Here is a 20,933-nt window from a genome sequence, read left to right on the forward strand (position 1 = left end):
GCTGCTGGTGTCGCTACCGGCCGCTCTACTGCTGCGCTGCATCGATGTCTGGAACTCCGGCCAGATCCGCATAAACCTTGGCTCCGGGTTGTCGTCCGTCGTCGTGGTCACCGTCCCCGGAACTCGGGGTCCCGGTCCTCCCGGAAGGCCGCCATCCCCTCCTCGACGTCCTCGGTGAACGAGACGGCGGTCGCGCCCAACCCCTCCATGACGAGGCCACTCTCCAGCGAGGCGTCGGCTCCCTGGGTGACCAGTTGCTTGGCGATCGCCAGGGCGATGGGCGCCCGGTTCAGGTAGTCCCCGACCACCGACTCCAGCAGTCCCTCGAACTCGTCCTCGGGGGCGAGTTCGTGGACGAACCCGCACTCGGCCATCTCCGTCGCGGCGTAGTGCTTGCCCCGCATCACCATGTCACGCGCACGCGAGGCCCCGACCAGTCGCGTGAGCCGCTGGGTACCGCCGCCGTTGGGGATGCCCCCGAGTTTCGCCTCCGGGAGCCCGATGTTCGCGGACTCGGCCGCGACCCGCGTGTCACAGCAGCAGGCGATCTCGCACCCGGCGCCGAGGGCGTACCCCTCGATGGCGGCGACGATGGGTTTCGGGAAGCGGTCGAGCGTCCGGTAGAACGCGCGATCCCGTCGCCGCCGTTCCAGGAGTTCGTGGACCTGCTTCTCGCCGCCGCCCTCGTCGTCGTCGGACCCGCTGACGTCCGACCCCGCACAGAAGACGCCATCCCGGCCCCGGAGGACCACGACGCGGACGTCGTCGTCGGCCCGGAGGTCGTCGAGCGCGGTCTCGATCTCGTCTTTCATCCCCGGCGTGAGGGTGTTCAGGCTGTCCGGTCTGTCGAGCAGTACCGTCACGCGGCCGTTCCCGGCACGCTGCAGGGTGATGGTGTCGAACGTCGACATCGTCGTTCCGACCTTCGGGGCCTCGCGTAATAGTTCGCCCGCCCGGGGCTCTCGCCGGGGGCGCTCGCGCACGGCCAGGGTGGAAGCGACCGGATGTTCAGAATCGTAGCCGATTGGTTTGTGGATGTCTATCAAAAGAATTTAGTAGTATTGTTCGCAGGGTAGGGTATGGGTGCTAATGACAGACGCCCGACGCGGCGGAGAGTACTCGAAACACTCGGCGCCAGCGCCGGCGTCGTCGCTCTCGCGGGCTGTACCGGTGATGGGGGCGACGGTGGCGGCGATGGGGGCGACGGCGGCGGCGGTGGCGGTGACGGCGGCGACGGTGGTGGCGGTGGCGACGGCGGTGGCGGTGGCGGCGGCTCCGCCATGGCCACGGTCAAGGTCACCGGCACCGGCGGGAGCTGGGGCGACGGCCGGAAGAAGGCCTTCTACGACCCCTTCCGCAACGGCAGTGACCCCTGGAAAAACGAGCACAAGCTCGACTTCACGGCCCAGGGGCTCGGTCAGTACCTCGCGAAACTGACCAACAAACCGGACGAACCCAACCACGACCTCTACGAGATGCGAGGGCCGGCCGCTCGGCGCCTCGGGGAGGCCGGAGCGCTCGCGAAGCAGAAGGGGAACGTGGACTCCTGGAGCGAGATCCCGGAGTACCTGCGCAACGACTACCACGCCAGCACCCTCATCGCCCCGTACGGCATCGCCTGGAACAAGGGCAAGATCGACAAGGAGTTCAACAGCTGGGAGGACCTGCTCGACTCGGACTTCGAGGGCAAGATGGGACTGCCCGGCTGGGGGGACATGTGGGGCGACGAGTTCTTCTACACGGTGAACGCTGCACTGGGCGGCGACCTGGACAACCTCGACCCCGGCTTCAACTACATCCAGGAGCTCGTCGAGAAGACCGACCCCGTGCTCATCAGCAGCATCGACGAGGCCCGGAAGCTGTTCAAGCAGGAGGAGATCTGGATCAGCTCGTTCCTCTCGGCCCGGACGGAGAACATCACGCTGAACACCGAGGGTGAGGTCGAGATGGGCTGGAAGATCCCGCAGGAGGGCACCTGGTTCGACAGCTGGAGCTGGGGTGTCGCCAAGAACCGCTCGGAGGACACCAAGCAGGGCGCCTTCGAGTTCCTGGATGGTGCCTACAGTCCGGGGCCGCAGGCCCAGTTCGCCCAGGTGTTCGGCTACCCGCCGGCCCACCCGGACTCCTACGAGCTGCTCCCGGACGACGTCATCGAGAACCATCCGAACATCAAGCTCTCCGACGCGCAGCTGGAGGCCCTGAGCCAGCTCGACATCGACTGGCTCCAGGTCCGCAAGCAGCAGTCCGAGGACGCCAACCGGTGGCGGCAGATCGTCCGCGGATAGTGCGCCCGCCGCGTCCGCCGCGCCGTCCCCGGACCGCCGAGTGAGGTATCCGCGTCCCGTTCTTTGACGGCCCGGAACTGCCCGTGTTACCGTTGCTGGCGTGTCGGGACCGGCGGATGACGCCCGGAAACCGGTGGTATCGCTAGGGACGTGTTGTCAGGAAACGAACGATTATATTGAAGTATACGCCTGATTAGAGTTCACCCAAGTCACGTATGACATTCGTCGAGATACGGAACCTACGGAAGACGTACGAGGACGTCGTCGCACTGAACAACGTCTCCCTGGACATCGAGGAGGGGGAGTTCGTCTCCATCCTCGGGCCCTCCGGATCGGGAAAGACGACGATGCTCAAATCCATCGCCGGGTTCGTCGATCCGGACCAGGGGTCGATCACGGTCGGCGGGGAGAACATCCTCGGGCTCCCGCCCGAGGACCGGAACCTCGGGCTGGTCTTCCAGCGACTCGCGCTGTTCCCCCACATGGACGTGTTCGACAACGTCGCGTTCGGGCTCCGACACCGGCTCGACCTCTCCGAGGCCGAGATCGAGGAGCGGGTCGCCGACGTGCTGGAGCTCGTCTCGCTGCCCGGCTACGAGGACCGGAGCATCCGGAACCTCAGCGGCGGGGAGCAACAGCGGGTCGCTCTGGCGCGCGTGATGGTCCTCGAACCCGACGTGCTGCTGTACGACGAACCGCTCTCGGACCTCGACCGACAGCTCCGCGAGGAGATGCGTCGCGAGATCAAGGACCTCCACGACCGGCTGGAGATCACCTCCATCTACGTCACCCACAACCAGCGCGAGGCGCTGACCCTCTCCGACCGGGTCCTCGTCCTCCACAACGGGGAGAAGATCCGCTACGACCCGCCCTCGGATATCTACCAGAACCCCCAGTCCGAGTTCGTCGCCGACTTCGTCGGCGACTCGAACTTCATCACCGGGACGGTCTCCCGGCAGAACGGGACCGGGACCTTCGAGAACGACACGTTCTCGCTTCCGATCGAGGACGTCACGACCGAGGGGGAGTCACTGCTGTACATTCGGCCCGAGGACGTCCGGCTCGAGGCCGGTAGCGGCGGCGAGAACGGGAGCTACAGCGGCACGCTCACCAGCGTCGTCCACCTCGGCTCCGTGACGGAGTACCAGGTCACCGTCGGGGACACCTCGTTCCTCGTGACGGAACTGGGGACCCCGAAGTACGACGAGGGTGACGAAGTGACGGTGAGCTTCGACGACTACGGACTCATGGAGGCCTGATATGCTCAGTCAACTCACCCGCATGGCCGACGTGACCCGCGAGCGGATGAACGGCAGCGTCGGCGACTGGCTGGATCGTCAGTCGCTCACCTCCGTCCCGCCGGTCCTGTACATCCTCGTCCTCCTCGTCGTCCCCGTCGCCTACATCATCTACATCAGCTGGTTCGAGTACAACGCCCTGACCATCGTCTCGACGGACTTCACGACGCAGTACTACGAGCAGCTCCTCCTCGAGTCGTTCTACCGGAACGTCCTCTGGTACACGTTCAAGGTCGCCATCATCACGTCGGTCCTGTGTGCGGTGCTGGGGTACGGCCTCGGCTACTTCATCGCGAACACGACGCCCCTGAAGCGGCAGATTACGCTCTTCTCGGTCTTCCTGCCGCTGATGGTCGGTACCGTCACGCGCCTGTACGGCTGGATGATCCTGCTCGGCGGCGGCGGCGTCATCAACACGTACCTGGACTCCCTGTTCGGTTTCCAGATGGAGCTCATCGGCAACACGAACGCCATCATCATCGGGATGGTCGGGGTCTTCCTCCCGTTCGTCGTGCTGCCGGTGTACTCCGCCGTGGAGGACATCCCGGAGTCGTACGTCCTCGCGGCACGGAACCTGGGTGCGAACCGGGCGGAGTCGTTCGTGGAGGTGACGCTCCCCCTGAGCCTCCACGGGCTCCTCTCGGGGACCGTCATCGTCTTCGCTCTCTCGATGAGCACCATCGTCACGCCGCAGATCCTCGGCGGCCGGACCAACCTGATGATGGGTGAACTGATGTACAGCATGGCGAGCAACTTCAACTGGCCGTTCGCGAGCGCTATCGCGACCGTCCTGGCGGTGCTCACCATCTCCGCCGTGTACGGCTACTTCAACGTCTTCCGAACTCGCATGGAGGTGGAGTCATGAACATCGGCTCGTACCTCCGGCGCCCGGTCAACGCGGTCATCACGTCGCGGGACTCGCGGTCCCTCTCACGGCCCGCGGAGGTGGCGGCACAGTTCCTCTACTACCTCGTCCTCACGACGGGGCTGCTCGTCCTCACGGCGCCCATCATCGTCATCGTGGGCGTCTCGTTCAACCCGACGACCCGGCAGATCTTCCCGCCGAGCGGGTTCTCGCTGCGCTGGTACGAGGCCTTCTTCGCGTACCCCGACTTCGTCGAGGGCTTCTTCTTCGTCAGCCTGCCCATCGCGTTCATCGTCGGCTTCCTCGCCACGGCCCTCGGCGTGATGGCCGCGTACTTCGTCGTCCGCTCGGGGAGCGACTACGAGAGCGAGGCCTCGACGTTCTTCCTCCTGCCGACGGTGGTCCCGGTCGGCATCCTGGGACTCGCCCTGCTCATCTTCTTCGACCGCTGGGACTTCCTCCCGGCGTTCGCCAAGCTCGTTCTTGGCCACACACTCATCGGGATGCCGTTCGCCTTCCTCACGTCCGTAAGCGCCCTGCGCTCGGTCGATACGGACCTCGAACAGGCCGCCAGGAACCTCGGTGCCACGCGGCTCCAGGCGTTCCGGCAGGTCACGCTCCCGCTGATGCGTAGCGGTGTCATCTCCGGCTACCTGCTCGCGTTCATCCTGTCGTTCTCCGACATCAACATCGCGCTGTTCCTCTCGAACAGCAACGCCCTGACGCTCCCGCTGGCCATCTTCTTCTTCCTGCAGGACAACTCCTCGCCCATCATCGCGGCGACGGCGACCCTGAAGCTCCTGCTCATCCTCGTCCTGGTGCTCATCATCGGACGGCTCGTCGGCTTCACGGCCGTCGTCCGGGACTGAGCCCGGGGCGTACTCTCCATCGCGGTCGTTCGACGCTCGGCACTCCCACGCCAGCCGCGACTCAGTGCCCGTCCTCGGGGCGCCCGCCGGGCGGCTCGAAGTGCATGTAGTAGTACAGCTTCGCGCCGGCGCCCTCGAACACTGACGACCCGTGGTTGACGAGTGCGACGTCGAACTCGTACTCGAGGAGGTTCGTCAGATTCCGCTCGGCGGCGACCGCCGCCTCCGCGTCGAGGTCGAGGCCCGAGAACGACGCCGGGTGGACCAGGTACCCGCCCGGCAGTCCCCGCCGGTCGGCCCCGTTCATCGTGTCCCCGAGGACCGCGATCCCCGCGGCCTCGTCGACGAAACAGCTGTTACCGGGCGTGTGGCCGGGGACGTGGACGGCGGTGAACCGGCCGATGCGGTCCCCGTCCGCGAACCGCTCGTCGGCGGGGGTCGACACCTCCTCGCGGGCACGGACGTCCTCCTCGGCGGGGTACCAGACCGCGGGATCGTAGCGGTCGACGACGGCGTCGATGCCGCCGACGTGATCGAGGTGGCGGTGGGTGATGAGGAGCCGCTCGGGTTCGACCCCGACCTGCTCGATGCCGGCCAGCAGCCGGTCCTCGTGACCGGGCCAGCAGGTGTCGACGAGGGTGGGGGTCTCGCCCTCGCGCGCGAAGAGGTACGTCCGGAGCCGGTCGCGGGCCAGCGTGTCGGGCCCCTCGCCCGGTGGAGCCCAGGTGATGTCGTGAACGCCGTCGACTGGTTCGGTCACGGTCGGCGATGCTGCTGCATCGGGGGAGTCGCTCGCCATATCGCTGGCCCGGTGCCCGGGGAGTTAGCTCTTCGGTCCGCCCGCGACCGGGGAGCCCCCGTGCAGGGACCGCTGACATCTGTCGGAGCGCCGACAGATGGTTTTTTGTGATGTCCTCACATGGACTCGGACAGGTATGGAGTCCGGAGCCACGGTCGATCGAGAGTACGGTCCGTACATCGACGGCTCGTTCCACGACGGAATCGAGCAGTTCGAGGTACTGAACCCGGCGACGAACGAGCCGGTCGCGACGGTGTGGGAGAGCGGCCCCGACCGCGTCGATCAGGCCATCCAGTCGAGCCTGCGTGCCCAGCCCGACTGGGCGGCCATGGATGGGGCCGAACGGGGCGAACTGCTGTTCGACCTCGCCGATGCCATCCGGGAGAACCGCGAGCGGTTCGCCCGCATCGACACGCTGGAGAACGGGCAGGTGCTCGCGGCCACGAAGGGTCGCACCAACGGCGTCGCGAACTACTTCGAGTTCTTCGCGGGGGTCGCCGACAAGGTCGAGGGCGAGACCATCCCCGTGGACGGTGACCGCCTCGACTACACGCTCCGGGAGCCACTCGGTGTCACCGCCCAGATCGTCCCGTGGAACGCGCCCACCATCCTCGCCGCACGGGGCTTCGCGCCGGCGCTCGCGGCCGGGAACACCGTGGTCGCGAAGGCCGACCCGAAGACGCCGCTGGGCGTGCTGGAGCTCGCGGAACTCGCCTCGGAGGTCGGCTTCCCCGACGGCGTCATCAACGTCGTCCCCGGGGACGTCGAGGAGACCGGCCAGCCCCTCTCCGGCGACGACCGCGTCGACGGGCTGGTGTTCACTGGCTCCCGGCGCGGCGGCGAGGCCGTCATGAAGGCCGCCGCGGAGAGCATCGTCCCGGTGATGCTCGAACTCGGCGGGAAGTCACCGAGCCTCGTCTTCCCGGATGCCGACGTCGAGAAGGCCCTCGAGGGGACGGTGAACGTGTTCAACAACGCTGGGCAGGTCTGTTTCGCCACGACCCGCCTGTTCGTCCACGAGTCGATCTACGACGAGTTCACCGACCGCCTCGTCGAGCGGGTCGAGGCGCTCAGCGTCGGTCCCGGCGACGAGGACCACGACATCGGACCGCTCGCCTCGCCCGAGGCGCAGGACCGCGTCGCCACCTACGTCGACGGCGCCGTCGAGAACGGCGCGCGCCTCCTGGCCGGCGGCGAGATCCCCCGCGAGGAGGGCAACTTCTACGCACCGACCGTCATCGACCGGGTCGACGACGACGCCGCCATCTCCTGCGAGGAGGTGTTCGGCCCCGTCCTCACCGTCTACGAGTTCTCCGACGAGGAGGAGGCCCTCGAACGGGCCAACGACACCGACTACGGCCTCTACGCGACCGTGTGGACGACCGACCTGCGCCGGGCCCACCGGCTGGCGGGCGAGCTGGAGGCCGGGACCGTCTCGGTCAACGAGTTCCCCGCGGTCCCGACGGCGGCCCCCTTCGGCGGCTACAAGACGTCCGGCATCGGCCGCGAGGGTGGCCTGCAGGCGCTCGAACACTACACCCAGCTGAAGAACGTCATCGTCAACCTGGAGGAGTGACGCGGTCGTCGGTCCTGTCCGCCCCGCCCTCACCGTCCGGGAGCGCCGGTTCAGTCGAAGGTGACGACGCCGCGGATGCCCTCGCCGGCCTCCATCCGCTCGAACGCCGTGTCCAGCTCGTCGAGGTCGTAGGTGTGGGTGACCAGCGCGTCGAGATCGAGGTGCCCGTCGGCGTACATCCGGGCGTACCGCGGGATGTCGTAGTGGGGGCGGAGCGAGCCGGCCACGCTCCCGATGATGGTCTTGCCTCCGGGGAGGAGGTCCCGCCGGGGGTGGACTCCGAGGCGCTCCTCGCCGTGGGCGCCGCCGACCATGACGGCCGTCCCGCCCGAGCGGGCGCTGGCGAGCGCCTGTTCCTGCACCTGCTGGTTCCCGATGCACTCGAAGGTGTAGTCGGGGCCGCCGTCGGTCAGCGCCTCGATGCGCTCGACCGGGTCCTCCTCGGCGGAGTTGACCGTGTGGGTCGCGCCGAGGTCGGCCGCGGCCTCGAGTCTGTTCTCGGCGATGTCGACGGTGACGAGCGGCGAGGTCCCGACCGCGTCGGCCCCGAGCAGCGCGCTCATACCGACCCCGCCACAGCCGAAGACCGCGACCGAACTCCCCGGGTCCACGTCCGCCGTCGACAGCACGGAGCCGATGCCGGTCGAGGCGCCACAGCCCAGCAGCGCGGCCGCCTCCAGCGGCACGTCGTCGGGGATGGGGACCGCCGTCGACGCCGGGACGACCGCCCGCTCGGCGAACGACGACTGGGCGAAGAAGTGCGAGAGCGACTCGCCGTCCCGTGACAGCCGGCGCGTACCGTCCAGCATGTGGCCCTGGTGGACGGGCCCGTCGTTCTCACAGAGGAACGGTTCGCCCCGGTCGCAGGAGCCACAGGAGCCACAGTGGGTCGTCACCGAGAGGACGACCCGGTCCCCGGGCTCGACGCTGCTGACGCGGTCGCCGACCGCCTCGACGACGCCCGCCCCCTCGTGGCCGAGGACGGCCGGGAGGTCGATGTCGGCCTCCCCGGCGTACCTGGCGTGGTCGGTGTGGCAGACGCCCACGGCACGGATGTCGACCAGTACCTCGTCCGACCGGGGTTCGTCCAGCTCGACCCGTTCGATGTTGAGTTCACGCGGTCCTTCCAGTACGGCTGCCTCGATCACCGGCATACCCGTGCCTCTCGCTCATCGAACTTATAGTATGAGGGCGGTTGGCGCTCGCGTGCCGGCGCTGGGTCGTCAGTCGGGCCCGCACTCCCAGTCGGTTCGGTCGGGGGGGACCGGGAACGCGTCGTCGGCGTAGGTGACCCGCGGCTCGACGTCGAGATAGCGGAGGTCGTCCCAGAGGTAGCGGTACAGTTTCGCGCTGGCGTCCTCGAACACGGAGACGCCGTGGCTCAGTAGCGCGACGTCGAACTCGTAATCGAGGAGCCGGACCAGCCCCGCCGAGATCTCGACGTCGTGGCCGTCGCCCGGCGAGGCCGGGGGGTGGACGAGCCTTCCGGGCCGGAACCCGCGGCGGTCCGACCCGACCATGGTGTCACCGAACACCGCGACGCCGGCGGCCTCGTCGACGAAGGCGTAGTTGCCGGGCGTGTGGCCGGGGACGTGGACGGCGGTGAACCGGCCGATGGACTCCTCGTGGGTGAACTCGTGGTCCGGCGGCGTCGCCACCACGTCCCGAGAGGTGATCTCCTCCTCGGCGGGGTACCAGACCGTGGGGTCGTAGCGGTCGACGACGGCGTCGATGCCGCCGACGTGATCGAGGTGGCGGTGGGTGATGAGGAGCCGCTCGGGTTCGACCCCGACCTGCTCGATGCCGGCCAGCAGCCGGTCGGCCTGGGCCGGCATCGACGTGTCGACCAGCGTCGGCACGTCGTCCGGGAAGTCGAGGAGGTACGAGCGGTGGTGACGGCCCCGGAGCGATGCGGGCGGTTCGCCGGGGGCGTGCCAGGTGACCTCGTGGACGTGGGGCAGGAGTTCGCGGACCGCCGGCGACGACGACACGGCGTGCTCGGGCGTGGGCATACGAGCCACTCGCGGGAGCCAGGTCATATACCTTCGCGTCGACTCCCGGCCCCGGACGTGGCGTGCCATCCCGCCCTGCCGGCGCGCGAGCGGCGGCTCCGCGGTGAAAAAATATAAACGATAGGAGCACCCAACATCACCTCGTGAGTTCTATCGTCGTGGTAGGCGGCGGTATCATCGGGACCGGTATCGCCTACTACCTCAGAGACTCCGACCATCGAGTGACGCTCGTCGAGAAGAACCAGCTCGGGTCGGGCACGTCCCGGTACTCCACGGCCATGTTCGGCTGGCACTTCCCCCACCCGGCCGACTACCTGTTCCGGCGCCGGAGCTGGGCGGGGTGGCGCGACGTCCTCGAGCAGACGGACCTCGAACACCACACCGTCGGGAACGTCAGGGTCGCCCGGTCCCAGGAGGCCCTGTCCGAACTCCGTGAGACGGTCGCGGTCCAGCAGTCCTACGGCATCGAGACACGGATGATCTCGCCCGAGGAGGCCGCCGAGTACGGCATCGACCCCGACGCCATCGAGGGTGCCATGCACTCCCCCCGCGAGGGGTACGTGAACCAGCAGGGGTTCATGGAGTTCTACGCCGAGCGCGCCCAGGAGCACGGCGTGGAGGTGCTGACCGGGACCGAGGTCCACGACGTGACCACCGAGGACGGCGCGGTCACGGGCGTCGAGACCGAGGCGGGGCACATCGACGCGGACGTCGTGGTGAACGCTGCGGGGCCCTGGTCGCCGCGGCTGAACGACATGGTGGAGGTCTCGCTGCCGCTGAAGCACTCGCGGGCACAGATCATGGTCCTGCAGGCGGACGCCCCCCACGGCTTCCCGTTCATCGACCTCGAGGGGGACCACTACTTCCGGCCGGAGAGCGAGACGAAGATGCTCGCCGGCCGCCACGGGCCGCCGTTCCACCAGATCGGCGAACTCGACCCCGACCACGCCCACGACATCCAGGAGGAGTTCCGGCTCTCGGTCATCGACCAGATCGAGACCGTCGTCCCGGGACTGCAGGAGACCGAGGTCATCAACGACTGGGTCGGCATCCGGACGGTCACCCCGGACGGGCGGCCGGTGCTGGGTCCGACGTCTGTCGAGGGGTTCGTCGTCGCCACCGGCATGAGCGGCTCCGGCGTCTCACAGCACGCCGCGGTCGCGAAGACGCTCTCGCAGTACTTCCGGACCGGCGAGGCCTCGGACACGCTCCGGTACCACGCCCCGTCCCGGTTCCGGGGCCAGTCGGGGACGGAGGCCCAGCTGGGGCCGACGGGCCCGACTCATCCACAGTAGGTCCCGGTCCCTGTGTGCGGACCTGTCACGGCGGGTCCCCGGAGGGGAGCCGGCGGCCGGCGGTAGCCGTCAGGCCGAGTGGTTGAGCTCGATGACGTTCTTCGTCCGGACCAGCTGTTCGGGGATCTCGGACTCGAACCGCTCGCCCTCGAGCCGTCGGGCCGGGCCGGTCACGCTGATGGCCCCGAGCACGGCCCCGTCGCTCGCCGTGATGGGGACCGCGACGCTCCGGAGCCCCGGAATCGCCTCCCCGGTGGTGAACGCGTAGCCGCGCTCCCGGATGGTCTCCAGCTCCTGGAGTAGCTCCTCGCGGTCCGTGATGGTGTTCTCCGTCAGCTCCGGGAGGCCGTGCTGCTCGATGATCTCGTCGACCCGCTCGTCGGGCAGGTACGCCAGCATCGCCTTGCCGCTCCCGGTGGTGTGCATGTTGAGCCGCATCCCCGCGTGGGCGTGGATGTTCACCGACTCGTCGCTGGTGACGTTGATGAGCATCACGATGCGGCCGTACTCCTCGACCTGCAGGTTGGCCGTCTCGTTGTGTTCGGCCGCCAGCCGCTTGATCTCAGGCACCGAGACCTGGTAGAGCTCCCGGTTGTCCCGGACGAACCCCCCGAGGTCGAGGAGCTTCAGCCCGAGGTGGTACTCGGTCCCGCGCTTGACGACGTACTCGTGCTGTTCGAGGGTGCTCAGGTACTTGTAGACGTTACTCTTCGACATCCCGAGGTGCTCCGCGACCTCGGTCACTCCGGCCCCGTCGAGTTCCTTCAGCGTCTCGAGCAGCCGGAGCGTGGTCCCCGCCGTCTTGACCTGGCTCCGTTCGTCCTGCGACATGGTGATACGCTATGTCGAACCAGTCGTTTCGTATTGATAAACATTCCCCACGATCCACCACCACCCCGACCGGATCGAGTGGGGGCGACTGTCGCCGGCGATAAATTAACAGATACATGGTGCTAAAGACAGATGAACAGATATCTTGCATTTCTGGGTGGGACACGAGCGCGCCCATATAGACGACTGAAACCGGGGAAGTGGCCGGGAAAAGGGCAGCAATTCCGACAGAGCGCACGTATCGCAGTTGAAACCAGGTACTTACTGCTATCTATCGACAAACTATATAATGGTATATTTAGTGTGTAAAATTGGCTTATTGAAGATTTATATTCTAATTAATATATTTATTATGGACTTTACAGAGTTATTGTAGATCCATAAATGATGGTTGAAATTACATATATAATATCTTACCACTCTGTCGAGTGTCGCCGGTATCCGTCCGCCGTCGGGGTCCCGGTCCCATACCCGCGTCCGCCGGGGAGCCACGCCGGGGTCCGGACCCGGTCGATCCGGGGTTCCGACGCCGAGTGCGTCCCCCTGGTGGTACCAAGGAGGTAAGTCGACGGCCCGCGGTCCCGGACCATGACCGGCCTCGTCACGTTCGGGGAGACGATGCTGCGGTACGCGCCGCCGCGCGGCAAGCGGTTCGAGAACGCCGACGCGTTCGCGGTCCACGTCGGCGGCGCCGAGAGCAACGTCGCGGTCGCGGCCGCGCGCCTCGGCTGCGAGGCGACCTGGCTCTCGAAGCTCCCGGATACGCCGTTCGGCCGCCGCGTCGAACGGACCCTCCGCGGCCAGGGCGTCACCCCGGAGGTCGCCTGGGCCGACGAGGGTCGGCTCGGCGTCTACTATCTGGAGCCGGGCGCCGACCCCCGGGGTGCGAGCGTCCACTACGACCGCGCGGACGCGGCCGTCCGGACCGCGACGCCCGACGAGCTGGCCACCGACCGCCTCGCCGACGCCGACGCCGTCTGCACGACCGGCATCACGCCGGCGCTCTCCGGGACGCTCGCGGACACCACCCGCTCGCTCCTCGAGACCGCGCGCGAGGCCGGCGCGACCACCGCGTTCGACGCCAACTACCGGTCGAAGCTCTGGGAGCCGGACGAGGCCCGCGAGACCCTGACCGACCTGCTCGGGCTGGTCGACGTGCTGTTCGTGGCCGAGCGCGACGCGGCGACGGTGTTCGACCGGACCGGCGACGCCGAGACCGTCGGCCGCGCGTTCCGCGACGCGTACGGCCACGAGGCGGTGGTCGTGACCCGCGGTGCCGAGGGGGCCGTCGCGGTCACCGACGACGGCGTCCACGAGCAGCCGGCGTTCGACACCGAGACGGTCGACCCGGTCGGGTCCGGGGACGCCTTCGTCGGCGGCTACCTCGCCCGCTGGCTCGACGACGGCGACGTGCCCCGGGCGCTCGCGTACGGCGCCGCGACGGCGGCGGTCAAGCGCACCCTCGACGGGGACATGGCGCTCGTCTCCCGGCCGGAGGTCGAGGCCGTTCTTTCCGGAGACGCCAGGATCTCTCGATAATCGCGGATCTCTGCGGCCTGTGTGCTGTCTCCGGGCGAACGTGTGGAACGGATCTGCAAGACCGTCCGCCGACAGTGACCGTTGGGAAGCCGCTGGACTCCCCGCCGCTCACTCGACACATATCTTAATACGAAATCGAGTAAACTTCTTTACCCTGGCGCCGAGAAGGGGAGGTATGGCCGCACACCCAGCACCGAACCGAGACGAGCTCCACATCGCGGGCGCCTGGCGGCCCGCCGAGGACCACATCGTCGTATCGGACCTCGCCGACGGCGGGACGTTCGCCGAGGTCGCTGCCGCGTCGCCCGCCGACGCAGAGGACGCGCTCGCCGCCGCGGAGGCCGCGGAGCCCGCGATGCGCGAGACCACCATCGTCCAGCGCGCGAACTGGCTGACCGCCATCGCCGACGGCATCGAGGCCCGCGAGTCGGAACTCGCGGAGGTCATCGTCCGCGAGGCGGGCAAGCCCATCAGCAGCGCGCGCGGGGAGGTCGCCGCGGCCGCCGAGCGCTTCCGCCGCGCTGCCGAGGAGGCCCGCGACCTGCAGGGCGACTACGTCGAGGGCACCACGGCGGGCCACGAGGGCTGGCGCGCCGTCGTCCGGCCCGAACCGGTCGGGACCGTCCTCTGCATCACGCCGTACAACTACCCCCTCTCGACGACCGCGCTGCAGGTCGCGCCGGCGCTGGCGGCGGGCAACGCCGTCATCCTGAAGCCGGCGACGAAGACGCCGGTCAGCGGCGCCATCCTCGCCGAGATCATCGTCGAGGCCGCGCCGGACCTCCCGGACGGCGCCTTCGGGTTCGTCCCCGGTCGCGCCAGCGAGATCGGCGACGTCCTCGCCGCCGACGACCGGCTGAACGCCATCGCCATGACGGGCTCGTCGGGCGCCGGCAAGCACGTCGCCGAGGTCAGCGGGATGGTCGAGCTCCACATGGAGCTGGGCGGGAACGCGCCCGCCGTCGTCTTCCCGGACGCCGACCTCGACGCGGCCGCGAGCGCGGTCACGAAGGGCTCGTTCAAGTACGCCGGCCAGCGCTGCTCGGCCGTCTCGCGCGCGCTCGTCCACGAGGACGTCCACGACGAGGTGGTCGAGCGCATCGAGGCCGAGATGGACGACTGGGTGCCGGGCGACCTGTTCGACCCCGACACGAAGCTCGGGCCGCTCATCTCGGAGAGCCAGGCCGAGTGGGTCGAAGAACTCGTCGCGGACGCCGTCGAACGCGGGGCGACGCTCGTCCGCGGCGGCGAGCGCGACGGCCGCGTCTTCGAGCCGACGCTGCTCGCCGACGTGCCCCACGACGCCCGCATCGTCCACGAGGAGCAGTTCGGCCCGGTGGCCGTCGTCGCGCCCGTCGCCGACGAGGCCGAGGCCCTCGCGGTCGCCAACGGCGGCGACCTCGGGCTCGATGCCGCCGTCTTCACCGCCGACTACGACCGCGCGATGCGGGTCGCCGAGCGGCTCGAGGCCGGCGGCGTCCGCATCAACGGCGCCCCGAGCCACGGGCTGGGCGACATCCCGTTCGGCGGCGTGAAGGACTCGGGCATCGGCCGCGAGGGTATCGGCCACACCATCGAAGCCTTCCTGACCACGAAGAGCATCGTGCTCTGATATGCCCCGAGCCAAGGTGGTCTGTACGCTCGGTCCCGCCTCCGACGACCGCGGGACCATCGCCGACCTCGTCGAGGCCGGGATGTCCGTCGCGCGGCTGAACGCCAGCCACGGCACGACCGACCACCGGGCGACGCTCATCGACCGGGTCCGCGCGGTGAGCGACGAGCTCGGCGAGCCGGTCGCGACGATGCTGGACGTGTCGGGTCCCGAGATACGCACGGCCCCCCTGGACGAGCCCGTCCACATCCGCGAGGGCGAGGAACGCCGGCTCGTCCCGGGCGAGGTCGTGGACGACGAGGTGATCGGCCTCTCGGGCTCGGTCGCCGCCGCCGAGCCGGGCGACCGCGTCCTGCTGGACGACGGCCGCATCGAGACGACCGTCCGGCGCGTCGAGGGCGACGCCGTCGTCGTCGCCGTCGATTCGGGCGGCGACCTGGGTGGGCGCAAGGGGGTCAACGTCCCCGGCGTCGACCTCGGACTGGAGTCCGTCACCGAGGCCGACCACGAGGAGCTGCGGCTGGCCGCCGAGGCCGACGTGGCCTACGTCGCCGCCAGCTTCGTCGGTGCCGCCGCGGACGTCTACGCCGTCGACGAGGTGCTGGAGTCGTACGGCGCCGACATCCCCATCGTCGCGAAGATCGAGCGCGCCGACGCCGTCGCGAACCTCGACGGGATCCTCGCGGCGGCCGACGGCGTGATGGTCGCCCGCGGCGACCTCGGGGTCGAGTGTCCCCTGGAGGAGGTGCCCCTCATCCAGAAGCGGATCATCCGGAAGGCCCGCGAGGCCGGGGTCCCCGTCATCACCGCGACGGAGATGCTGGACTCGATGATCCACGCCCGGCGGCCGACCCGCGCCGAGGCCTCCGACGTCGCCAACGCCGTCCTCGACGGCACCGACGCGGTGATGCTGTCGGGCGAGACCGCCATCGGCGACCACCCCGTCCGCGTCGTGGAGACGATGGCCCGCATCGTCGAGGACGTCGAGGCCAGCGGGGAGTACGCCGAGTCCCGCGAGCAGCGCGTCCCGCCCGCCGGCGACACCCGGACCGACGCCATCGCGCGGTCGGCGCGCTACCTCGCCCGCGACGTGGACGCCAGCGCCGTCGTCACCGTCACCGAGTCCGGCTACACCGCGGGCAAGGTCGCGAAGTACCGCCCCGCGGTGCCCGTCGTCGCGGTGACGCCCGACGAGGCGGTCCGGCGCCGGCTCGCGCTCCCCTGGGGCATCACTCCCCGCCGCCTCCCGTTCCCGGACGGCGGCGCGGCCGAACTCATCGAGCGTGCCGCGACCGCTGCCATCGACGCCGGCGTCGCCGACAGCGGCGACACCGTGGTCGTGCTCGCGGGGATGATGACCGACCTGGAGGGCGCCAACACCACGAACACTCTGAAGGTCCACCTCGCCGCCGAGATCCTCGCGAGCGGGCGCGGCATCAACGCCGGCCGGGCCGCCGGGCCCGTCGTCCACGCCCCCGACGGCGACCTCGCGGACGCGCCGGCGGACGCGGTCGTGGTCCTCCCCGACTCGTTCGACGGTGACCTCCGCGGTGACCTCTCGGCCATCGCGGCCATCGTCGCCGGCGACCGCGGGATGACGAGCTACCCGGCGATGATCGCTCGGGAACTCGGCGTTCCGATGGTCGGCGGCGTGACGCCGGCCGTCCCCGACGGCACCGTCGTCACCGTGGACGGCGATCGCGGCGTGGTCTACGAGTCCGACGTGGACGAGCGCTAGGCCACGACCCGCTCTCGGCCGGTCTGCTCGGGGGGAAGCGCCCGCGCCAGGTCGGCGCTCAGCCGTGTTCGAGGTCGTACAGTCGCCGGAACACCAGCGTCGGGAAGCGCGGCTCCAGCCGGCTCGGCGGCCGCCCGGCGCTGCTGGTGGCCGGTGCGGTCACGCGCTGGACCACGCCGGTCTCGGCGAGTTCGTAGAGGAAGCGCTTGACCGTCCCCGCCGAGAGGTCGACGCCGCGGGCCTCGGTGATGGCGGCGGCGGTGTCGTCGACCGAGCCGGTCTGTGAGTCGTCGAGGTCGACCAGCCGCCGGAGCACCAGCTGCCGGTTGGCCGGCAGGGTGTGGACCCGGCCCAGCGGCGCCGACGGCCGGGGGACCGCGTTCATCCCGTCGGTGAGGTCCTGCTCGCGGACGCGGTCGTAGCCGGCCATGTCGGCGAGGTCGGCCGCGCCGAACAGCGCCGCGAGCGCGTCGTGGGCGTCCCCCTCGGCCCAGTCGGCGAGCCGGCGGATCTGCTCGTGGTCGATCGCGCCCTGCGAGAGCCCGTCGGAGGCCCGCGCGGTCAGCAGGTCGACCAGCGCGTGGCGCTCGTAGCTGGGCATCTCGATGCGCTCGGGCGGGCGCAACGCGTCCGAGAGGTCGTCCGGGTGGTCCCGGCCGACGGCGACGCAGGCCAGCGAGTCATCGACGACCGAGAACGTCTCGGCCAGGGTGGCCAGATCCAGGCCACCGGTCTCGTTGACGTGGTCGACCACGACGACCGCACGGCGCTGGACCGGGCGGAGGTGGTCGACCAGCCGGTCGCGGATGGTCTCGGTCCCGACCCCGTGTCGGGGGACCGACTCGTCGAGCATCCCGTCGAGGACGGCGTGGTAGAGGCCGAACGCCGAGTCCGAGCGGCGGGCGTCGACGTAGACGAACGCCGGCGTCTCCGCGCTCTGGGCCCGCGTGCTCGTGTGGATGACCGTCGCCGACCCGGAGAGGAGCCGCGACAGGTGTGCGAACAGGGCCGTGATGACCGCCGACTTCCCCGACCCGGCTGGCCCCCAGACGTACGCGTCGGTGGGGAGCTGGGCATCGAACACGGGGTCGAGGTAGTCGAGCAGCTGCTCCATGGCCGGCCCCCGGCCGGTCGGCTCCTCGACGTGGGCGACCGGGCTGATCGCCTCGTAGTCGCGGACGACCGGGGAGTCGGCACCGGAGCGCTGGCGCCGTCGGATGCGTGTCTTCAGGTCCATCGTCTCACCAGGGGCGGCGACGCTTTCGGGACGCTAGCAGGATGCGTGACAAAACCGTCCCGTTTCTGTTGCGCCCGGTCGTGGCGGGGGTGCATCCCCGGAGCGGGTGGGCGGGTGTCGCGCGTGGACTGTGTCGGGTCGTGTCGGAGACCGGGAGCGGTGTGCATGAGGTCGATGTCGTCTGCGCGGCGGAGGCGGAGAACGGCTGGCGAACGATACGGGCGTCGGAGGGATCAGAGGTAGCCGGCGCTCGGAAGCACGCCCGCTATCGCGAGGATCCCGACGACGAGCATCGCGATGGCGATCGCCATCGCCGGCGGGTCGACGTGGGTCCCTGAGTGGGCGTAGAACAGTCGCTGGGTCAGCTCACCCAGGAGCCCACTGATGGCACCGAACACCCCGGCCGCCAGGATGGCGACCGTGGCACCGGTCACGCCGAGTGCGTCGACGGGGAACACCACGCTGGAGGGGTCACCGAACGCCGCCGTCGCGATCACCGCGCCGACCGCGCCGACGAGGGTGATGTGGTGGGTCACCGGGATCTTCTCGACGCCGAGGTTCAGGAACAGCAGGCTGATCGCCGAGATGGCGTAGCCGAGGAAGATGCTCCCGGTCTGCAGGTAGATGAACCCGCCGAGGATACCGCCGACGAGCCCGATGAGGGCGACGCCGGACCACTTGTACTGGTGGGGGAGCCACGGCTCGGTCGCCAGTCGGCCCCTGTGCTCCTCGGCCACCTGACCGCCGTCGGTGGCCGTCCGCGGCTCCTCGCGCTCGAACGGCGACATATCGAGCAGGCCGGAGCCCCGGGACTTCCCGACGAGGGGGTAGCCGAAGGCGAGCCGGGCGATGAACGCGGTCGTGAACACGGAGACGGCGATCATGTCCGTCGCGGCGACCCCGCCGACGACCACCAGCGCGCCGCCGACACGGGTGATCAGCATCCCCAGCAGGCCGAAGATGGCGCCGACCGCGAGGATGTCGGGCTTCGTGCCGAACGCGTAGAGGATGTTCTTCCCGAAGTGGTAGTCCCAGTCGTCCGGCTCCATCTCCGGGTACTTCTTGCCCGCGTAGGCGGAGGCGGCCACACCGCCGGCGAAGGCGATGTGCGGGCCGGTGATGGCCCCGAACCCGATGACGCCGGTGATGCCGGCCGCGAACTCCCCGGCGGGGATGGACTCGACGCTCCCGGTCAGCGCCCGCCGGAGGATGGCGACCCCCTCACCGAGGAAGACGACGAACCCGGTGAAGATGAAGGCCGGGAGCGCGCCGATTGCCGCGCCGAACGCGCCGCCGGCGAGGGCGGTGATCACCAGCAGGATGAACTGCTTCCACTCGATGCCGAGCAGCGGCACCTGGAGGAACACGTCGAACATGGTCAGTCACCCCCCTCGTCACGGGCCCAGTCCCGTGACCGCTCGACGGCGTCGTCCCAGCGGTCGTACATCTGGTCGGCCTTCTCCGGCTCCATCCGGGCCGAGAACTGGCGGTCGACCTGCCAGTTCTCCCGGAGTTCGTCGACGTCGTTCCAGTAGCCGACCGCGAGCCCGGCGGCGTACGCCGAGCCCAGGGCGGTCGTCTCGTCGACCTCCGGCCGGGCGATGTCCGTCTGGATGATGTCGGACTGGAGCTGGCAGAGGAAGTTGTTCTTGACCGCGCCGCCGTCGACGCGCAGGCGGTTCATCTCGACGCCCGCGTCGGCCTCCATCGCCTCGGCGATGTCCCGTGTCTGGTAGGCGATGGACTCCAGCGTCGCGCGGACGATGTGCTCGCGGCGGGTGCCGCGCGTCATCCCGACGATGGTCCCGCGGGCGCGGCCGTCCCAGTGGGGGGCGCCCAGCCCGGTGAACGCGGGCACGACGTAGACCCCGTCAGTGGAGTCGACCGACCGCGCGAGCTCGGCGGTCTCGGTCGGGTCGTCGATGAGCTGGACGTCCTCGAGCCACTCGATGGCGGCCCCGGTCACGAAGATAGAGCCCTCCAGGGCGTACTGGACGGGCTCGCCGGATTGCTGGAAGCCGACCGTCGTCAGCAGGCCATGCTCGGAGCTGACCGGCTCGTCGCCGGTGTTCATCAGGAAGAAGGAGCCCGTGCCGTAGGTGTTCTTCGCGTCGCCGGCGTCGAAGCAGGTCTGCCCGAACAGTGCGGCCTGCTGGTCACCCAGCGCGCCCGCGACCGGAATCTCGGCCCCCAGGAACCCCTCCGGGTCCGTGTAGCCGTAGTAGTCCTCGTCGCTCGAGGGCCGGACCTCGGGCAGCAGCTGGACGGGGACGTTGAACTCCTCCAGCAGCTCGTCGTCCCACTCCATCTCCCGGATGTTGTACAGCATCGTCCGGGAGGCGTTGGTGACGTCCGTCACGTGCCGCCCCGTGAGCTTGTAGATGAGCCACGAGTCGATGGTCCCCATCCGGAGTTCGCCCTCCTCGGCCCGCTCGCGGACGTCCTGTGGTCGGACCCGCTCGAGCTTGATGGGGTCGGCGTTGTCGAGCAGCCACTCCGCCTTCGTCGCCGAGAAGTACGCGTCGCACTCCAGGCCGGTCTTCTCGCGGATCCACTCGACCTTGCCGGCCTCCTGGATCTCCTCGACGCGGTCGGTGGTCCGGCGGTCCTGCCAGACCAGCGCGTTGTAGATGGGCTTGCCGCTCTCGACGTCCCAGATGAGCGTCGTCTCGCGCTGGTTCGTGATGCCCAGCCCGGCGAGCTGCTCCGGGTCCAGGTCGGCCTCGCGCAGCGCGCGACTTACCACGGTCTTGGTGTTCTCCCAGATCTCCATGGGGTCGTGTTCGACCCAGCCGGGTTCCGGGTAGATCTGTTCGTGCTTCTCGTATGCGTTGGCGACGACCTGGCCCGCGTGGTCGAAGACCATGAAGCGGGTCCCTGTCGTCCCCTGATCGATCGCGCCGACGTACGTGTTTGCTGGCATGGTTTGCTCCTCCGTTGTGGCCCCTTCCGCCGGGACCTGCACTGCCGACCAATA

General features: G+C 69.3%; 17 protein-coding genes. 9 read left to right on the forward strand and 8 right to left on the reverse strand.

The features are described from left to right. Positions 1 to 107 precede the first annotated feature (107 nt). Positions 108 to 911 carry an enoyl-CoA hydratase/isomerase family protein gene (locus tag P2T62_RS00840; RefSeq protein ID WP_276259595.1) on the reverse strand — a complete coding sequence of 268 codons (804 nt, stop codon included), beginning with the start codon at positions 909 to 911 and terminating at the stop codon, positions 108 to 110. A 168-nt stretch (positions 912 to 1,079) separates the two neighbouring features. Between P2T62_RS00840 and P2T62_RS00845 the strand changes: the two genes are divergently transcribed. The 4 genes from P2T62_RS00845 (at position 1,080) to P2T62_RS00860 (ending at position 5,317) form a co-directional block, all read left to right on the forward strand. Then, positions 1,080 to 2,285 carry an ABC transporter substrate-binding protein gene (locus tag P2T62_RS00845; RefSeq protein ID WP_276259596.1) on the forward strand — a complete coding sequence of 402 codons (1,206 nt, stop codon included), beginning with the start codon at positions 1,080 to 1,082 and terminating at the stop codon, positions 2,283 to 2,285. 215 nt (positions 2,286 to 2,500) lie between these two features. Beyond that, positions 2,501 to 3,544: an ABC transporter ATP-binding protein gene (locus tag P2T62_RS00850; protein ID WP_276259597.1), complete on the forward strand. Its 1,044-nt coding sequence runs from the start codon at positions 2,501 to 2,503 to the stop codon at positions 3,542 to 3,544. A 1-nt stretch (position 3,545) separates the two neighbouring features. After that, positions 3,546 to 4,448, forward strand: coding sequence for an ABC transporter permease (locus P2T62_RS00855; RefSeq protein WP_276259598.1), 903 nt, complete (start codon positions 3,546 to 3,548; stop codon positions 4,446 to 4,448). Continuing rightward, entirely contained in the window at positions 4,445 to 5,317 is an 873-nt protein-coding gene (locus tag P2T62_RS00860; protein WP_276259599.1) for an ABC transporter permease, read from the forward strand. The genes P2T62_RS00855 and P2T62_RS00860 overlap by 4 nt, the downstream gene beginning before the upstream one ends. Before the next feature lie 61 nt (positions 5,318 to 5,378). On the opposite strand, the gene P2T62_RS00865 is transcribed toward P2T62_RS00860, so the two are convergent. Then, positions 5,379 to 6,116 carry an MBL fold metallo-hydrolase gene (locus tag P2T62_RS00865; RefSeq protein WP_276259600.1) on the reverse strand — a complete coding sequence of 246 codons (738 nt, stop codon included), beginning with the start codon at positions 6,114 to 6,116 and terminating at the stop codon, positions 5,379 to 5,381. A gap of 136 nt (positions 6,117 to 6,252) precedes the next feature. Between P2T62_RS00865 and P2T62_RS00870 the strand changes: the two genes are divergently transcribed. Beyond that, positions 6,253 to 7,692: an aldehyde dehydrogenase family protein gene (locus P2T62_RS00870; protein ID WP_276259601.1), complete on the forward strand. Its 1,440-nt coding sequence runs from the start codon at positions 6,253 to 6,255 to the stop codon at positions 7,690 to 7,692. Between the two features lie 50 nt (positions 7,693 to 7,742). Here P2T62_RS00870 and P2T62_RS00875 read toward each other — a convergent pair whose 3' ends face one another. Next, on the reverse strand, positions 7,743 to 8,846 hold the full coding sequence (locus P2T62_RS00875; RefSeq protein ID WP_276259602.1) for a Zn-dependent alcohol dehydrogenase: 1,104 nt from the start codon (positions 8,844 to 8,846) through the stop codon (positions 7,743 to 7,745). 69 nt (positions 8,847 to 8,915) lie between these two features. Next, a complete protein-coding gene (locus tag P2T62_RS00880) occupies positions 8,916 to 9,704 on the reverse strand; it encodes an MBL fold metallo-hydrolase (RefSeq protein WP_276259603.1) in 789 nt (262 codons plus the stop codon). 143 nt (positions 9,705 to 9,847) lie between these two features. On the opposite strand from P2T62_RS00880, the gene P2T62_RS00885 reads away from it, so the two are divergent. Further along, complete coding sequence (locus P2T62_RS00885) at positions 9,848 to 10,999, forward strand: NAD(P)/FAD-dependent oxidoreductase (protein ID WP_276259604.1); 1,152 nt, start codon at positions 9,848 to 9,850, stop codon at positions 10,997 to 10,999. Between the two features lie 69 nt (positions 11,000 to 11,068). Here P2T62_RS00885 and P2T62_RS00890 read toward each other — a convergent pair whose 3' ends face one another. Then, entirely contained in the window at positions 11,069 to 11,830 is a 762-nt protein-coding gene (locus P2T62_RS00890) for an IclR family transcriptional regulator (protein WP_276259605.1), read from the reverse strand. Between the two features lie 588 nt (positions 11,831 to 12,418). On the opposite strand from P2T62_RS00890, the gene kdgK1 reads away from it, so the two are divergent. The 3 genes from kdgK1 to pyk all read left to right on the forward strand — a co-directional run bounded on the left by kdgK1 (position 12,419) and on the right by pyk (position 16,719). Further along, entirely contained in the window at positions 12,419 to 13,369 is a 951-nt protein-coding gene (gene kdgK1 / locus P2T62_RS00895; protein WP_276259606.1) for a bifunctional 2-dehydro-3-deoxygluconokinase/2-dehydro-3-deoxygalactonokinase, read from the forward strand. A 175-nt stretch (positions 13,370 to 13,544) separates the two neighbouring features. After that, a complete protein-coding gene (locus tag P2T62_RS00900; RefSeq protein ID WP_276259607.1) occupies positions 13,545 to 14,981 on the forward strand; it encodes an aldehyde dehydrogenase family protein in 1,437 nt (478 codons plus the stop codon). Between the two features lies 1 nt (position 14,982). Further along, on the forward strand, positions 14,983 to 16,719 hold the full coding sequence (gene pyk, locus P2T62_RS00905; protein WP_276259608.1) for a pyruvate kinase: 1,737 nt from the start codon (positions 14,983 to 14,985) through the stop codon (positions 16,717 to 16,719). Between the two features lie 58 nt (positions 16,720 to 16,777). Here the strand turns inward: pyk and P2T62_RS00910 are convergent, their stop codons facing one another. The 3 genes from P2T62_RS00910 to glpK form a co-directional block, all read right to left on the reverse strand. After that, on the reverse strand, positions 16,778 to 17,956 hold the full coding sequence (locus P2T62_RS00910; protein WP_276259609.1) for a Cdc6/Cdc18 family protein: 1,179 nt from the start codon (positions 17,954 to 17,956) through the stop codon (positions 16,778 to 16,780). Between the two features lie 233 nt (positions 17,957 to 18,189). Next, entirely contained in the window at positions 18,190 to 19,332 is a 1,143-nt protein-coding gene (locus P2T62_RS00915; protein WP_276259610.1) for a DUF7973 family transport facilitator, read from the reverse strand. A gap of 2 nt (positions 19,333 to 19,334) precedes the next feature. Further along, positions 19,335 to 20,879 carry a glycerol kinase GlpK gene (glpK, locus tag P2T62_RS00920; RefSeq protein ID WP_276259611.1) on the reverse strand — a complete coding sequence of 515 codons (1,545 nt, stop codon included), beginning with the start codon at positions 20,877 to 20,879 and terminating at the stop codon, positions 19,335 to 19,337. Between the last annotated feature and the right edge of the window lie 54 nt (positions 20,880 to 20,933).

The organism is Haloglomus litoreum (assembly GCF_029338515.1).
GTDB classification, from domain to species: domain Archaea; phylum Halobacteriota; class Halobacteria; order Halobacteriales; family Haloarculaceae; genus Haloglomus; species Haloglomus litoreum.

Bases quoted from the DNA above. Each gene is read 5' to 3' on its own strand.
- P2T62_RS00840 (WP_276259595.1), bottom strand. From the start codon at position 911: ATGTCGACGTTCGACACCATCACCCTGCAGCGTGCCGGGAACGGCCGC.
- P2T62_RS00845 (WP_276259596.1), top strand. From the start codon at position 1,080: ATGGGTGCTAATGACAGACGCCCGACGCGGCGGAGAGTACTCGAAACA.
- P2T62_RS00850 (WP_276259597.1), top strand. From the start codon at position 2,501: ATGACATTCGTCGAGATACGGAACCTACGGAAGACGTACGAGGACGTC.
- P2T62_RS00855 (WP_276259598.1), top strand. From the start codon at position 3,546: ATGCTCAGTCAACTCACCCGCATGGCCGACGTGACCCGCGAGCGGATG.
- P2T62_RS00860 (WP_276259599.1), top strand. From the start codon at position 4,445: ATGAACATCGGCTCGTACCTCCGGCGCCCGGTCAACGCGGTCATCACG.
- P2T62_RS00865 (WP_276259600.1), bottom strand. From the start codon at position 6,116: ATGGCGAGCGACTCCCCCGATGCAGCAGCATCGCCGACCGTGACCGAA.
- P2T62_RS00870 (WP_276259601.1), top strand. From the start codon at position 6,253: ATGGAGTCCGGAGCCACGGTCGATCGAGAGTACGGTCCGTACATCGAC.
- P2T62_RS00875 (WP_276259602.1), bottom strand. From the start codon at position 8,846: ATGCCGGTGATCGAGGCAGCCGTACTGGAAGGACCGCGTGAACTCAAC.
- P2T62_RS00880 (WP_276259603.1), bottom strand. From the start codon at position 9,704: ATGCCCACGCCCGAGCACGCCGTGTCGTCGTCGCCGGCGGTCCGCGAA.
- P2T62_RS00890 (WP_276259605.1), bottom strand. From the start codon at position 11,830: ATGTCGCAGGACGAACGGAGCCAGGTCAAGACGGCGGGGACCACGCTC.
- kdgK1 (WP_276259606.1), top strand. From the start codon at position 12,419: ATGACCGGCCTCGTCACGTTCGGGGAGACGATGCTGCGGTACGCGCCG.
- P2T62_RS00900 (WP_276259607.1), top strand. From the start codon at position 13,545: ATGGCCGCACACCCAGCACCGAACCGAGACGAGCTCCACATCGCGGGC.
- pyk (WP_276259608.1), top strand. From the start codon at position 14,983: ATGCCCCGAGCCAAGGTGGTCTGTACGCTCGGTCCCGCCTCCGACGAC.
- P2T62_RS00910 (WP_276259609.1), bottom strand. From the start codon at position 17,956: ATGGACCTGAAGACACGCATCCGACGGCGCCAGCGCTCCGGTGCCGAC.
- P2T62_RS00915 (WP_276259610.1), bottom strand. From the start codon at position 19,332: ATGTTCGACGTGTTCCTCCAGGTGCCGCTGCTCGGCATCGAGTGGAAG.
- glpK (WP_276259611.1), bottom strand. From the start codon at position 20,879: ATGCCAGCAAACACGTACGTCGGCGCGATCGATCAGGGGACGACAGGG.